The sequence below is a fragment of the Hyphomicrobium nitrativorans NL23 genome, from assembly GCF_000503895.1.
GTDB lineage: Bacteria > Pseudomonadota > Alphaproteobacteria > Rhizobiales > Hyphomicrobiaceae > Hyphomicrobium_C > Hyphomicrobium_C nitrativorans.
The window spans coordinates 1725164-1738769 of the sequence record NC_022997.1; the positions used below are offsets into that span (position 1 = coordinate 1725164).

Below are 13606 nucleotides of genomic sequence, written 5' to 3' on the forward strand. Positions count from 1 at the left end.
CCTTACAGCCGGAGACGTGACATGTGCGTTTGTAAATCCTTTACCCTATTGGCAGCCGCCCTGTTTTCGTTCGGGGTTTCCTCCGCATCGGCCGAGCCGACCGAGATCGTCGTGCGGGTGCTCAGCAAGGACGCCAAGTTCATCGGCACCAGCATGGGCGGGATGCGCATCACGCTCAGGGATGCGGAAACGGGCGAGATGCTGGCGACGGGCCTCACCGAGGGGACGACCGGCGATACCTCTCTTCTCATGCACACGCGGGGCGGGCGTCGTGCGCAGCTTTCGGATGCAACCGCTGCCAAGTACCAAGCGACGCTCGATCTCGATGTGCCTCGGCTGATCGAAGTGGAGGCGTTCGGTCCACTGGCGCAACGGCAGGCGGCGCAGCGGATCGTGTCCAGCCAATGGGTCATCCCGGGGCGGCACATCAATAAGGGCGACGGCTGGGTGCTCGAACTGCCTGGCTTTGCAGTCGATGTGCTTGCGCCGCCGGCTCATGTGCGGGTCGGCGATGTTACAAGCGTCGATGTGCGCGCCAACGTGGTCACGATGTGCGGCTGTCCGGTGGAGCCAAAGGGGATCTGGGATGCGGACACGTACGAGGTCGAGGCCATCGTGAGCCTCGACGGCAAGACTGTTGCGCGCGTCCCGCTTGCGTTCGCGGGCGAGACGAGCCAGTTCGCCGGCTCCGTACCCGTGGCGGCGCCCGGCTTCTACGACGTGCTCGTCTATGCCTACGATCCCGCGACCGGGAACACCGGCGTCGACCGCACCACGTTTATTGCGGCCCGGAAGTGACGCGTCAGGTTGAGGCTTCATAGAGCAAAGAATCTGCCGCAATTTCGACGCGACCTCTTACTATCTTGGCGTCGGCGTTGCGATGGATGTCCACGTGCCGTGGGGGCCGTTTCGGGAGGGATTTGGGACCATCGCCGTGCGAACTCTCAGGGGTGAGGGAGCGTGCGTCGTATCGTAAATGCCCGCGTCGATCTGAAACCAATCAACCGCTTAGGTGTTTATGAGGTGTGCAGGGCTGCCGTCCTGTACGCCATCAGAATTTTTGTGCCGAGTTCCTGGAAACAACACGGTCCTCCGCCATGCGTCCAAGCCATCCGAAAGAGCGTGATCTGCGGATCGATTTTTTCCGTGGGCTCGCGCTCATCTTCATTTTCATCGATCACGTTCCCGATAACAGCTGGGCAAAGGGGACGCTGAAGAATTTCGGCTTTGCGGATGCGAGCGAGGTGTTCGTGCTGCTCGCCGGATTCTCTGCGGGGCTCGCCTATCTTTCTCTGGAGGAGCGTGGCGGATTCCGTGCGGTGGCCGAGCGTGCGACGCGTCGGGCGCGGGAGATTTATGTCTGGCACATCGGCGTGTTTCTCATCGCGTCGTTGCTCCTGTTTCTCGCTGCGCGGGCGTTCGGCAAGCCATCCTACGTCAACAACATCGTGGTGGGACATCTTGCGACGGATCCCGTTACCACGCTGCTTTCGGCTTTCGGGCTCTATTACCAGCCCAACATGATGAACATCCTGCCGATGTACGTCCTGCTTATGCTGTGGCTGCCCGCGATCATCGCGATGCTGCGCCGGAGCATTCCGTTGGCGCTGACGGTCGCGTTCTCCATCTGGCTCGCCACGAATGTGACGGGCCTCAACCTGCCGAGTTTTCAGATGGCGACCGGATGGTTCTTCAATCCGTTTGCCTGGCAGCTCTTGTTCACTGTCGGCGCGGCGGCGGCCATGGTCGCGCGACGCGCGCCGTCCGCTCCGCGCCCCGAAATCCTCATTCCCGCCGGTGCCTTCGTCGTCTTCGCATTTCTGGTGGCAGCGCCATGGGTGGCAATATCTTGGCTGCCGAGCGAGCGCTTGCTGCCGCGCGATCTTATGGGTGCGATGAGCAAAAGCGATTTGTCGCTGTGGCGGCTCCTGCACGTTCTCGCGCTCGCTTACGTCGTTGCGGCGATTGTGCCTAAGAATGCAACATGGCTGAAACAATCGTGGGCCAACGCCGTGAGTCTCTGTGGAAAGCACTCGCTCGAAATATTCTCGTTAGGCACACTTCTGTCATTTTTAGGCTGGATAGCCCTTGCCGAGCTAGGGTCCAGTCAATTGATGGTGGCGGCAATCAATGTCGCTGGCATCGCGATCATGAGTATGACCGCATGGCAGTTGTCACGACGCAAGGAAGACCGCCGCGCACTCGCGCAGGCCACTCCCGTACAAGCGCTCGCTTCGTAGCGCTCGTTGTCGCCGCGACCGCGGGGCTCGGCTTGTCCGGTCCTGTGGTTGCGCAGGATGGGTGCACGGTTCCCGCCGATCTGTTGAAGCTTCAGGCGCCGCTGCCCAAGCTTTCCCGCGCCGTTCTCGCCGAGCAGCCGGTTCGCATCGTCGCGCTGGGATCGTCCAGCACGTCGGGCACGGGCGCGAGCAGCCGCGACCGGACGTACCCCGCGCGACTCGAAAGAGAGCTGCGCGCGGTCTGGCCCGAGAACGATGTCCACGTGATCAACGCGGGCGTTGGCGGACAGCTCGCGCGGCATATGCTGGCGCGCATCGATCATGACGTGCTGAAGCATCGGCCGCAGCTCGTGATGTGGCAGACGGGCGTGAACGACGCCGTGCGCGGCGTGCCGCTCGACCGCTTCAAGACAGAGCTGCGCGAAGGCATCGCGAAGATGCGCGGGGCGGGTGCGGATGTGGCTTTGATCGACCAGCAGTATTACCCCCGCTTCCAGCGCATCGAGAACGGCCCGGCTTATCTCGCGGCCGTGCGTGAGGTTGCGAAAGAAGCGAATGTGCCCGTCGTGCAGCGCTACCGGATCATGCAGCACCTGATCGAGAGCGCGCAGTTCACGGCGGCGACGCTGCTCGCGCCGGATCAGTTCCATCTCAACGATACCTCCTACGGATGCCTCGGGCATTTGCTGGCGCGCTCGCTGAGGTCGGCAGCTCAGGCGGTGGCGGTCCCGGCGCCGAAGCTTCAGGACGCCGTGAACACCAAGGACGAAGCGCAGATGTGAGCGGCGGGGGCGGGCTCTTTGTGGGCCCTCGCCCTTGGCGTCTTGCACGGATGGGCCGAATCGCGTGCAACAGGGGCGGGGCTTCGCCCCTCTCGTGCGCGATGGATGAGCTTGTCCTCTCATGACGCTTCGCCTTTCCAAGGCTCTGCTGACGTTTTCCGCTGGCGTATTCGCGCTGCTGGTCGGCATCGACAACATCATCGACTACCAGGCGAACCTCGTGTTCGTGCAGCATGTGCTGTCGATGGACACAACGTTTCCGGATTCGACGTTGCGCTGGCGGGCGATCACCGCGCCATGGCTGCATCATCTCGCCTATTGGCTGATTATCGCGGCTGAGATCGGCGCGGGCATTTTGTGCGTTGTCGGCGCGTGGCGGATGTTCTCTGCGCGCGGAGGCGATGCGCAGGTGTTCGACGCTGCGAAGGGGCTCGCGATCGCCGGGCTGACGCTGGGGTTTCTGCTTTATTTCCTCGGTTTCCTCGTCATCGGCGGCGAGTGGTTCAAGATGTGGCAATCCCAGACCTGGAATGCGCAGGCGGCCGCGTTTCGCTTCGCCGCGTGCTTCGCGCTCGTGCTGATCTTCGTCGCGATGCGGGACGACGATGCGGCGTCAGTTCGTCCCTAAAGCAGCGGGCTGCAATCGAGCGCGTAGCCCATGGCCGGATCCGTCGGCGTGAACAGTTTCACGCAGTGGTCGTGCTGCTCACCGGGCGATACGCCCGGCGGGCCGACGCAAAACGAATTCATACGGATGTGGACGTCTTCGGTCGGCATGTCCGCTTCGAGTTCGCACCAGAACTCGTACTGGCCGGCGTCGCGCGGGCCGCAGGAGGCGGCGCAGCTTTTCAGCGTTGCGCGGCAGGACTGCGTCTCCGACACGCGGGTTCGCGAGCACGCCTGCAGCGCGGTCGAGAGGCATTTCATTTTTTCGGCGGGGGCCGCGCGGTCGCAGCTCTCGTTCGCGGCGGGCCCGCAGGCGTCGTAGGCGTCGTAGACGGTATCGAGGCAGGTCTGGGTGGTTTCCTCACACGCGGCGAGGCACATCGTGCGCTCCTCCGCTGCGGCGGGGCTGGCCCACGTAAGCAGTGCGGCGATGAGTGCGAGTGCAGGCGTGGTCTTCATGGGACTGCCTCCGACGCTTTGACGGTCCGAGAGTAACCGACTTCGCGCGCACTTGTGCCGCAGAGCGGTCGGACCATTTCCAAGACCTCGTGCGTTTACATTCTGGCGAGTGTGCGGAGTGATGGTGTGCTCTACGTTGGCGTGCGCGTTAGCCGTGCTGCGTGCCAAATAGGATACTTGCGAAGGATACGCGGAGTGTTGGATTTTACAGGAAATACTGAACGCAATTAGGGGTTAGATCATGAGCTTCGCAGTATTTATATCGTATGGCGGTCCGGATGAGAAATTTGCTGCGGCTCTTGATGAGTTTCTGCGCGGAAATAATATTGATACCTTCTTTTTTCCTAAATCGGCCCAGCCTGGGGACCGATTGTATCGTGTCATGCGCAACGGAATTGAGGAGGCAGATAAGGTTGTATGTGTTTGCTCCAAAACCTCGCTTGGGCGACCCGGCGTTCTTAACGAGATAGATCTTTCTCTTGCCAGGGAGGCGCGAGAGGGGGCTTCTACTATTCTAATGCCGATTACATTAGACGATTACGTTTTTAGCGACTGGGAGCACGCCAATGCTGCCATTGTCGGGGCTGTAAGGGATCGAGTGATAGCCGACTTCTCAGGCGTTCGCTGGGAGCAGGAAGGGTTTGAAGAAATGGGGAGACGGCTGATTGATGCAATTCTGAACGACAAGGAGTATATTGTTTTGGAGGACATGGCGTCCATACAATTTGATGACGATTATGGCCATGTAGCTACCGTTACTGAAAGAAAGAAAATCATTATAAATAGTAGGAAATTTAGCCGAGTTCGATTCCCTCGCGCTACTTTTGACGGAGTGTTTTCCGTCAAGCACACGGTTCCTCCGGCGTTTGATTTGGGACGGGATCAATCTGTCAAGGCTCTGGAGGTGATATTCAATGAGGCCCCTGCTGTTGGCTCCGTCGTTCAGGCTGAGGTAGCGTTCAATTGTGTAGGGTCGTTTTCATCGGCAAAAGAATTCTTTGGCTTGAATGCTCTTCAGACGATTCGGCGCGGCGTCTTTTCTATGACTGTGCCAGCCAAAAGGCGTATTTTGAAATGTGTCGCGACGTTGATACATCGGGGTATAGAACGGGATGTGAGTGATAAGCTTTTTGTGGATGATAGACATGTTTCTGTCGAGATTGCTCCAATGCCAGTTGGCAGTCGTCTGGTGGTAGAATGGTTGTGGTAATGGTTTATACCAACCGGCTCTGCTCGACCGCGGCTGCGATAAAGCTTTTGAATAGCGGGTGCGGGTCGAAGGGGCGCGATTTCAGTTCCGGGTGGAACTGGACGCCGATGAACCAGGGGTGGTTCGGGTATTCGACCGTTTCGGGCAGCAAGCCGTCAGGCGACGTGCCGGCGAACTTGAGGCCGGCGGCTTCGAGGCGTTCGCGGTACTGGGTGTTCACCTCGTAGCGGTGGCGGTGGCGTTCGGAGATTTCGGTCGCGCCGTAGATTTCCGAGATGCGGCTGCCGTTCGAGAGGGCAGCCGGGAATGCGCCGAGGCGCATCGTGCCGCCGAGGTCGCCGCCCTGGCGGCGCTGCTCCAGCTCGTTGCCCTGCATCCATTCCGTCATGAGGCCGACGACGGGCTCGTCGCTGGCGCCGAACTCGGTCGAGCCCGCGTTCGCGATGCCGCACAGGTTGCGGGCCGCTTCGAGGGTGGCCATCTGCATTCCGAAACAAATGCCGAAGTAGGGCACGTGGCGTTCGCGCGCGAACTTGGCGGCGAGGATTTTGCCTTCCGAGCCGCGCTCGCCGAAGCCGCCGGGCACGAGGATGCCGTGCACGCCTTCGAGATAGGGGGCTGCGTCTTCGCCCTCGAACACCTCGCTCTCGATCCAGTCGAGCTTGACCTTCACGCGGTTGGCGATGCCGCCGTGCTGAAGCGCTTCGATCAGCGATTTGTACGCGTCCTTGAGGCCGGTGTACTTGCCGACGATGGCGATCGTCACCTCGCCTTCGGGGGCGGCGATGTTGCGCGAGATGTTCTCCCAGCGTGTGAGATCGGGCTGCGGCGCGCCGGTGATGCCGAAGGCGGCCAGCACTTCGCTGTCGAGGCCTTCGCGGTGATAGGCGAGCGGCACATCGTAGATGGAGGCGGCGTCGAGGGCCTGGATGACGGCTTCCTCGCGCACGTTGCAGAAGAGCGCGATTTTCTTCCTCTCGCTCTTCGGCACTTCGCGGTCGGAGCGGCAGAGCAGGATGTCGGGCTGGATGCCGATGGAGCGCAGCTCTTTCACAGAGTGCTGCGTGGGCTTGGTTTTGAGTTCGCCCGCGGACGGGATGTACGGCAGCAGCGTAAGGTGAATGAAGATCGATGCGCCGCGGGGCAGCTCGTTGCCGAGCTGGCGGATGGCCTCGAAGAAGGGCAGGCCCTCGATGTCGCCCACCGTGCCGCCGATCTCGACGAGCACGAAGTCGATGCCGTCATTGCCGGAGAGGACGAAGTCCTTGATGGCGTCGGTGACGTGCGGGATCACCTGCACGGTGCCGCCCAGGTAATCGCCGCGGCGCTCGCGCGCGAGGATGTCCTGATAGATGCGGCCCGTGGTGATGTTGTCCGACTTCTTCGCCGGGACGCCGGTGAAGCGCTCGTAGTGGCCTAGGTCGAGGTCCGTCTCCGCGCCGTCGTCGGTTACGAACACCTCACCGTGCTGGTAAGGGCTCATGGTTCCCGGGTCGACGTTTAGATACGGGTCGAGCTTGCGGAGACGGACGCTGTACCCGCGAGACTGCAGGAGCGCGCCGAGGGCGGCGGAAGCGAGACCTTTTCCAAGGGAGGAGACCACGCCGCCGGTAATGAAGATGTACCGTTGCATGGGCTTTAACACTAGTGCGCAAGCGCTCCGATTCGAAGTGGTTTTCTTGTCTCATCCACCGTGCTTCGTCAGGTTCGGTGAACGGAAGGTGGAGATGGGGGCGTGCGGGCTCAGCCAGGGCAGGCGAAGGGGGCGGTTTCGGACGGGGCTTCGGGCAGGTCCAGCTCGGCGCGGAGCTGGTCGAAGGCGCGGCGGGATTCGAGGTAGGTCGCGTCGGGAGGCGTCGGCGCGTAGGCGACGTCGGCCGTCAGCACACGGTAGTTCAACTCGCCGTGGCCGCCGCCGCGGTAGGTGGAGCGCTTGGGCGTGCAGCGCGTCGTATGCTGGAGATTGTCGAGCTTGAAATAGCGGAGACGGTTGTCGCGCCCGATTTCGGCGGCGCGGGTGGCGGCAATTTTTTCGAGGCGCGCTTGGGAGGCGTTGGCCGAGCCTGTGACCTCGATGCGGTACTGGTTCGGGGCGAGCTGGCTTTCCCGGAAGCCTGCGGGGGCGATGGCGTTCGAGTGCTGGTAGGGGACGGAGGCCGGCAGGCCGAGGCTGCCGACGGCGCCGATGCCGTCGTTTCCGGCGGAGCAGGCTGCGAGGAGGAGGGTGCTCACCGCGTGGGCAAGCGCCAGGGCCTTCCGTCGCCAATATGATGGCTGCATGTGCCGTCGCGCCCCCCGGTGAACCTGCGACAGGCTAGCAACAGCCAAGGAGAGTGGCCAGTTGCGTGCTGGCCACTCCGCAGAATTTCGTGCGCGAAAAGCTGCTTACTGCAGGCGGTCCAGGATGCCGCCACGGGGGGCTTCAGCCGGCGCGGAGGCGGGCGCGTCAGACGACGGGGCGGCGGGAGCGGTCGCGGCCGGTCTGTCGAAGGCCGAGCCCGAGGGACCGGCGCGCTGCTGGGACATGAAGGTCAGCAGGATGCTGGTGACGAAGAAGCAGAGCGCGAGGATCGCCGTCGTCCGCGTGAGCAGGTTGGCCGTGCCACGGCCGGTGAGGAAGCCGCCGCCACCGCCGCCACCGCCGCCGATCCCGAGCGCGCCGCCTTCGGAACGCTGCCAGAGGATGACGGCCACGAGTGCGGCTGCAACCATGATGTGGATGACGAGAACAACTGTTGTCATGACGCTCAGAAGCTCCAGGCCCGGCTAGGGGCGAATGGGGGGAGTTGGGGAGGGCTTCTACACCACCTCGCGCGCGAGGGCTAGATAGGGAGATTGCGGGTGTGGCTACTTCTTTTTCGCGTTCTTGGTCTTCGCATTCTGGCGCGGGGCGGCCTCGCTCTTCTTGATCGGGAGCGGAATCCGGCTGAAACCCTTGCCTGCCGGACTTGCTTTCGCGGTGGCCTCGGGCGGCGGCTCTCTCAGTTGGGGAGAGGCGGTGACCATTTGGCCGCAGCGGAAGGAGAGCTTCTCCTCCACGGCGATGAGGCGGGCAATCTTGTCAAGCCGGTCGGTCTTGAGATTGGTTTTGGCCCATTCGGGGCCTTTGGCCATGTCTCTCTTGGCGCCGCCTGCGAGCAGCGTTTCGTGCTCCGATTTCAGGGTTTTGCATTCGGCCGGATCGAGCGGGGCGGCGCTGGCCGAGGCGGCCGCGAGCAGCAGGGCTGTAACGAGAGCCGTGACGTGACGGGGCGCCGACAGTCGCATTGCTCTCCCTTTCTCCGCCCCTGTGCGTCGCATTCTCATGCCTTCATCGCGCCAGCGCCGCTCGGCTGCAATACGGGGTGAACTACTTAGTCACGGTTTGTCACGCTTTCCTGGCGTCAGGCTGTGGCGCGGACGATGGCGAGGAAATCCGCTGCCTTCAGGCTCGCGCCGCCGACGAGGGCGCCGTTGACATTCGGGAGCGCCAGCAACTCACGGGCGTTGGTCGGTTTCACCGAGCCGCCGTAAAGGATGCGGATCCGGCTGCCTGCCGCGCCGAAGCGTGCTTCGAGGTCGCGGCGGATGAGGGCATGGACCTCGGCGACGTCGTCGTTGCTTGGCGTGAGGCCGGTGCCGATGGCCCAGACGGGTTCGTAGGCGACGACAGTGTTGGTGTCGCCCGCGCCCTCGGGAAGGGAAGCCGCGAGTTGGCGGCCGACGACGTCGAGCGTGAGACCCGCTTCGCGCTGGCCCCGTGTCTCGCCGATGCAGACGATGGCGGTGAGGCCGGCGCGGTGGGCGGCTGTGGCCTTGCCGAGGACGATACGGTCGATCTCGCCGTGGTCGGCGCGGCGCTCGGAATGGCCGACGATCACGGCCGTCGCGCCCGTGTCGCGGAGCATTTCGGCCGATATGTCGCCGGTGTGGGCGCCTGAGGGTGCGGCGTGGCAATCCTGTGCGCCGACCGCGAGCGGGGAGCCCTGTGTCAGGTCGGCCAAGGGGGCGAGCAGCGTCGCGGGCGGGCAGATCATGACCTCGGGCGCGCCGGGATCGGTGGTAAGCGCATCGCGGATCGCCGTGGCCTCGGCGAGGGCTGATTTCAGCCCGTTCATTTTCCAGTTTCCGGCGATGAGGGGGCGAATCTGTTTGGCGGTGGCGGTCATTCGTCGTGCTCGCTCCTCGTCTGGGGTCTCGGCCGGGTCTCTTGCGAGCCCGCGCTGGGACCATATCCCTGGGGTCTGGCGGGCATTTAGCCCGGCCCGCAGCCCGGCCTTGCAATCGGGCCCGTGCTGCGCTTCATATCAGGCCCGTGCGTCCCGTCACATGGACGGGATGAGACTTTTCTGCAAGCCGCGGCGGCGGAGCCCGAATCCGAGCGCTCTCCCCGTGTGCCGTATCTGATAGGAAGATCAATTCCGATGCTCGACGCCCTGCAACGCGGCGCCCAGACTTGGCCGGCCAAGATCCTGTTCGCCGTCCTCATCATCAGTTTCGGCGTTTTTTGGAACGTCGCCGATGTGTTCCAGGGAGCGGGACGCGGTTCCGTCGCCAAAGTCGGCGAGACCGAAATTGCGGTGCCGGAATTCCAGCGCGCGTTCCAGAGCCAACTGCGCTCCATGCAACTCGAAGACGGTGGCCGGCTAACCGCGGAGCAGGGCCTGATGCTTGGGCTCGACCGCCAAGCGCTCGACACGCTCATCGCGCAGACGGCCGTGCGCACTCATGCCGATCGGCTGGGTCTTGCGCTTTCGGACGAGGTCATTGTGGAAGGCGTTCGGGCGGATCCCGATTTCGCCGGACCGGACGGCAGCTTCTCGCGGCAGGGCTTCGACGCGCTGCTGCGCCAGATGGGGCTGAACGAGCAGGGCTTCATCGCGCTTCGCCGTGACGACGAGCTGCGCCGGATCATCTCTGACGTGCTGCTCGGCTCGACCGCAGTGCCGAAGCCGATGATCAACGATCTGCACGCGTGGCGCGAGGAGACGCGCACGCTCGATCACGTCCGCGTCGATCCCAGCAAGGTGACGGTGGCGGAGCCGGACGAAGCCGCGCTCAAGACGACGTACGAGCAGCGCGCGGCCGAATTCATGACGCCCGAATATCGCAACGTGGCGCTGCTTCTGCTCTCGGCCAACGAGCTCAAGGGCGGGATCGAGATCTCGGATGCCGAACTCGAGTCCTATTACAAGGATCATAAGGCGTCGTACGACCGGCCCGAACGCCGCCGCATCCAGCAGATTGCCTTCCCGGACAAGGCGACGGCTGCGAAGGCGCGCGAAGAGCTCGTCGCTGGGACGAAGAATTTCATCGACGTGGCCAAAGAGCAGGGCGCGACCGAGAACGACATCAACCTGGGTCTGCTTTCGCGCGACCAGATGCTCGATCCCATCATCGCGGACGCGGCCTTCAAGCTCGAACGCGACGCCATCTCCGAGCCCGTGGAAGGCCGTTTTGCGACCGTGCTGGTGCGCGTGAACGAAATCTCCGAGGGCAAGGAAAGCACGTTCGCCGAGGTGAAGGACCAAGCGCGCGACCGGATGGCGGGCGAGCAGGCGCAGAGCAAGATCCAGGAGCACTTCGATCTTGTGGAAGAGGGTCGCAATGCCGGCAAGACGCTTGAGGAGATCGGCGAAGAACTGAAGCTGCGCTATATCGCAGCCGACGCCGTCACCGCCGACAACCTGAACGCCGATGGCAAGCCCGCAATCGACATTCCGGACGCCGCGACCGCGTTGCGCGCGATGTTTGCGGCGACGCCGGGTATGGATACCGAGCCGGTGGAGATGCCGGGCGGCGCCTTTGCCTGGTACGACGTGCTTTCCGTGACGGACCGCAAGCAGCGGCCGTTCGACGAGGTGCGCGACGACGTCAAGACGGCGCACATCGCCGCCGAGAAGCGCCGTCTGCTCGACGAACTGGCCGGCAAACTCGTCGACAGGCTGAAAGCGGGCGAGGCGTTCGCCAAGGTTGCGGCAGATGCGGGCGGCAACGCCGAGCATGCGGAAGCGGTCAAGCGGAACCATTCGCCGCCCGGGCTGACGACGGATGCCGTGCGGCTTGCGTTCTCGCTGGCCAAGGGCGGCGCAGGATTTTCCGAGAGCAGCGATCGAGAGAGCCGGGTCGTGTTCCAGGTGCGGGAGATCACGCCGGCAGCGGCGCCCACCGAGGAAGAAACGAACAGGATCACCGCGGAGTTGGCGCGCGATCTCGCGAACGACGATGTCCTCGCTTACATCTCGGCTCTCCGGTCCGATCTCAGCGTTTCGATCAACGAGACGGAGCTTGCGCGCGCGACCGGCGCGAGCGAGACCGACCAGTAAAGGGAGTGCGGTCTCTTGAGCACGCTTTCTGAGAGAGCCCACGGCCTCTCGGCGTTGCCATCCTTCGACTCGTTCGCCCGGCGCTATGAGGCCGGCACGGTGCAGGTGGTTTGGACACGCCTCGTCGCCGACCTCGAAACGCCGGTCTCCGTCTATCTCAAGCTCGCGAGCGAGCGGCGTTTCTCGTTTCTGCTCGAATCCGTCGAGGGCGGCGCCTCGCGCGGGCGCTATTCGGTGATCGGGCTTCTACCGGATCTCGTCTGGCGCGCGAACGGCAATGAGGCGGAGATCAACCTCTCGCCGCAGAAAAAGCCGGACGCGTTCCGTGCCGATGGGCGGCCCACGCTCGAGTCTCTGCGCGCACTCCTCAAGGACTCGCGGCTCGATCTGCCGGAGGAGCTTCCGCCGATGGCGGCGGGCGTGTTCGGCTATATGGGCTACGACACGGTGCGGCTGATCGAGACGCTTCCGGCAGACCAGCCCGACGAGCTTGGCGTGCCGGATGCCATCCTGATGCGCCCGACCGTGATCGTGATCTTCGATTCCGTGAAGGATGAGATCAGCCTCGTCACGCCCGTGCGGCCCGACGGCAAGACGAGTGCAGAGAAAGCGTACAAGGCGGCGCTGAAGCGGCTGAAGACCGCCGTTGCCGCGCTCGACGCGCCGTTGCCGCATGGCGGGGTTTTGTCTGCGAAGAAGCTCGTGCAGCCTGCGCCGCGTTCGAATACGACGCCGCGCGCCTACAAGAGCATGGTGGAGAAGGCGAAGGAGTACATCCGCGCGGGCGACATCTTCCAGGTGGTGCTGTCGCAGCGGTTCTCGATGCCGTTCGCGTTGCCGTCGTTTGCTCTCTATCGCGCGCTTCGGCGCACGAACCCGTCGCCGTTTCTGTTTCACCTCGATCTCGGAGGCTTCGCGCTCGTCGGGTCGAGTCCCGAGATCCTCGTGCGCTTGCGCGACGGCGAGGTGACGATCCGGCCGATTGCGGGCACGGCGCCGCGCGGTGCGACGGAGGCGGAAGACAAAGCGTTTGCCGATGCGCTGATCCGCGATCCGAAGGAGCGCAGCGAACACCTGATGTTGCTCGATCTCGGGCGCAACGACGTCGGGCGCGTGGCGGAGGTCGGCACGGTGGACGTGACGGCGCAGTTCGTCATCGAGCGCTACAGCCACGTGATGCACATCGTCTCGAACGTGATCGGCAAGCTCTCGAAGAAGCACGACGCCATCGATGCGCTGATGGCGGGGTTTCCGGCGGGCACCGTGTCGGGCGCGCCGAAGGTGCGATCGATGGAGATCATCGACGAACTGGAGAAGTCGAAGCGCGGACCTTACGCGGGCTGCGTCGGCTACTTCACGGCGGACGGCGAGATGGACACGTGCATCGTGCTGCGCACGGGGCTGGTCAAGGATGGGATGCTGCACGTGCAGGCGGGCGCGGGCATCGTCTATGATAGCGTGCCGGAAAAAGAGCAGCAGGAGTGCATCAACAAATCCATGGCCGTTGTGCGCGCGGCCGAGGAGGCGGTGCGGTTCGCGGCGAAGGGCGGCGGCAAGGCGAAGCGCTGAGGCGCGCCGTCTGGCGTTCAAACGGTCGGGAAGTATCCGGGCATGGCTTGCTCGAACTCAGGAAAATAGTCTGATATCTGCTCGATCTGGAATTTCGACAAGATCGAGCCTTTCGGCTCGCGGTCCAGCAGGAAGAGGAACGCGGCCTCGACGCACGTCTCGGGTGCGAATTTTTCGCCGCTCAGACGGCGGTAGGTCTCGTGCCGAAGCGTCACGTCATGGTGGCTTTTGCCGTCGGGATCGCGCACCTCGACCAGGAATTTGAAGGGATCGTCCGCTCCTGTGCGCAGGACGAGAATTTTTGCCGGATTGGCCATGGCGTTCTCACCTCATGACGTGGTGAGTTGGAAACGCGCCACCGTCTCGCGGGTTTCC

General features: G+C 63.6%; 14 protein-coding genes. 7 read left to right on the plus strand and 7 right to left on the minus strand.

Features of this window, described 5'->3' with window-relative positions; genetic code table 11:
• Nucleotides 1-21: 21 nt before the first annotated feature.
• The 4 genes from W911_RS07975 (at nucleotide 22) to W911_RS07990 (ending at nucleotide 3650) form a co-directional block, all read left to right on the plus strand.
• Nucleotides 22-798 (plus strand): hypothetical protein, encoded by a 777-nt coding sequence (locus W911_RS07975; RefSeq protein ID WP_041316420.1) that lies wholly within the window; start codon nucleotides 22-24, stop codon nucleotides 796-798.
• A 299-nt stretch (nucleotides 799-1097) separates the two neighbouring features.
• Nucleotides 1098-2240 carry an OpgC family protein gene (locus W911_RS07980; RefSeq protein WP_023787033.1) on the plus strand — a complete coding sequence of 381 codons (1143 nt, stop codon included), beginning with the start codon at nucleotides 1098-1100 and terminating at the stop codon, nucleotides 2238-2240.
• 32 nt (nucleotides 2241-2272) lie between these two features.
• A complete protein-coding gene (locus tag W911_RS07985; RefSeq protein ID WP_158412845.1) occupies nucleotides 2273-3022 on the plus strand; it encodes an SGNH/GDSL hydrolase family protein in 750 nt (249 codons plus the stop codon).
• 121 nt (nucleotides 3023-3143) lie between these two features.
• The gene (locus W911_RS07990; RefSeq protein WP_023787035.1) at nucleotides 3144-3650 is read left to right on the plus strand and encodes a DUF2165 family protein; all 507 of its coding nucleotides are present in this window, start codon (nucleotides 3144-3146) and stop codon (nucleotides 3648-3650) included.
• Here the strand turns inward: W911_RS07990 and W911_RS07995 are convergent.
• The gene (locus W911_RS07995) at nucleotides 3647-4147 is read right to left on the minus strand and encodes a hypothetical protein (RefSeq protein ID WP_023787036.1); all 501 of its coding nucleotides are present in this window, start codon (nucleotides 4145-4147) and stop codon (nucleotides 3647-3649) included. The two genes, W911_RS07990 and W911_RS07995, sit on opposite strands and share 4 nt — an antisense overlap.
• Before the next feature lie 241 nt (nucleotides 4148-4388).
• On the opposite strand from W911_RS07995, the gene W911_RS08000 reads away from it, so the two are divergent.
• Entirely contained in the window at nucleotides 4389-5357 is a 969-nt protein-coding gene (locus W911_RS08000; RefSeq protein WP_081717680.1) for a toll/interleukin-1 receptor domain-containing protein, read from the plus strand.
• A 4-nt stretch (nucleotides 5358-5361) separates the two neighbouring features.
• Here the strand turns inward: W911_RS08000 and W911_RS08005 are convergent, their stop codons facing one another.
• From W911_RS08005 to tpiA, 5 genes are all read right to left on the minus strand, one after another.
• Nucleotides 5362-6990: a CTP synthase gene (locus tag W911_RS08005; RefSeq protein ID WP_023787038.1), complete on the minus strand. Its 1629-nt coding sequence runs from the start codon at nucleotides 6988-6990 to the stop codon at nucleotides 5362-5364.
• 110 nt (nucleotides 6991-7100) lie between these two features.
• Complete coding sequence (locus tag W911_RS08010) at nucleotides 7101-7589, minus strand: hypothetical protein (protein ID WP_023787039.1); 489 nt, start codon at nucleotides 7587-7589, stop codon at nucleotides 7101-7103.
• A gap of 153 nt (nucleotides 7590-7742) precedes the next feature.
• Nucleotides 7743-8099 carry a preprotein translocase subunit SecG gene (gene secG, locus W911_RS08015; protein ID WP_023787040.1) on the minus strand — a complete coding sequence of 119 codons (357 nt, stop codon included), beginning with the start codon at nucleotides 8097-8099 and terminating at the stop codon, nucleotides 7743-7745.
• A gap of 105 nt (nucleotides 8100-8204) precedes the next feature.
• Entirely contained in the window at nucleotides 8205-8624 is a 420-nt protein-coding gene (locus W911_RS08020) for a hypothetical protein (RefSeq protein WP_023787041.1), read from the minus strand.
• A 116-nt stretch (nucleotides 8625-8740) separates the two neighbouring features.
• Nucleotides 8741-9505 (minus strand): triose-phosphate isomerase, encoded by a 765-nt coding sequence (gene tpiA, locus W911_RS08025; RefSeq protein ID WP_023787042.1) that lies wholly within the window; start codon nucleotides 9503-9505, stop codon nucleotides 8741-8743.
• A gap of 255 nt (nucleotides 9506-9760) precedes the next feature.
• Here tpiA and W911_RS08030 point away from each other — a divergent pair, with 255 nt between their 5' ends.
• Together W911_RS08030 and trpE are read left to right on the plus strand one after the other, a co-directional pair.
• Nucleotides 9761-11662 carry a peptidyl-prolyl cis-trans isomerase gene (locus tag W911_RS08030; protein WP_023787043.1) on the plus strand — a complete coding sequence of 634 codons (1902 nt, stop codon included), beginning with the start codon at nucleotides 9761-9763 and terminating at the stop codon, nucleotides 11660-11662.
• Nucleotides 11663-11677: 15 nt separating this feature from the next.
• A complete protein-coding gene (gene trpE, locus W911_RS08035; RefSeq protein ID WP_023787044.1) occupies nucleotides 11678-13231 on the plus strand; it encodes an anthranilate synthase component I in 1554 nt (517 codons plus the stop codon).
• Between the two features lie 17 nt (nucleotides 13232-13248).
• Here trpE and W911_RS08040 read toward each other — a convergent pair whose 3' ends face one another.
• Complete coding sequence (locus W911_RS08040) at nucleotides 13249-13548, minus strand: hypothetical protein (RefSeq protein WP_023787045.1); 300 nt, start codon at nucleotides 13546-13548, stop codon at nucleotides 13249-13251.
• Between the last annotated feature and the right edge of the window lie 58 nt (nucleotides 13549-13606).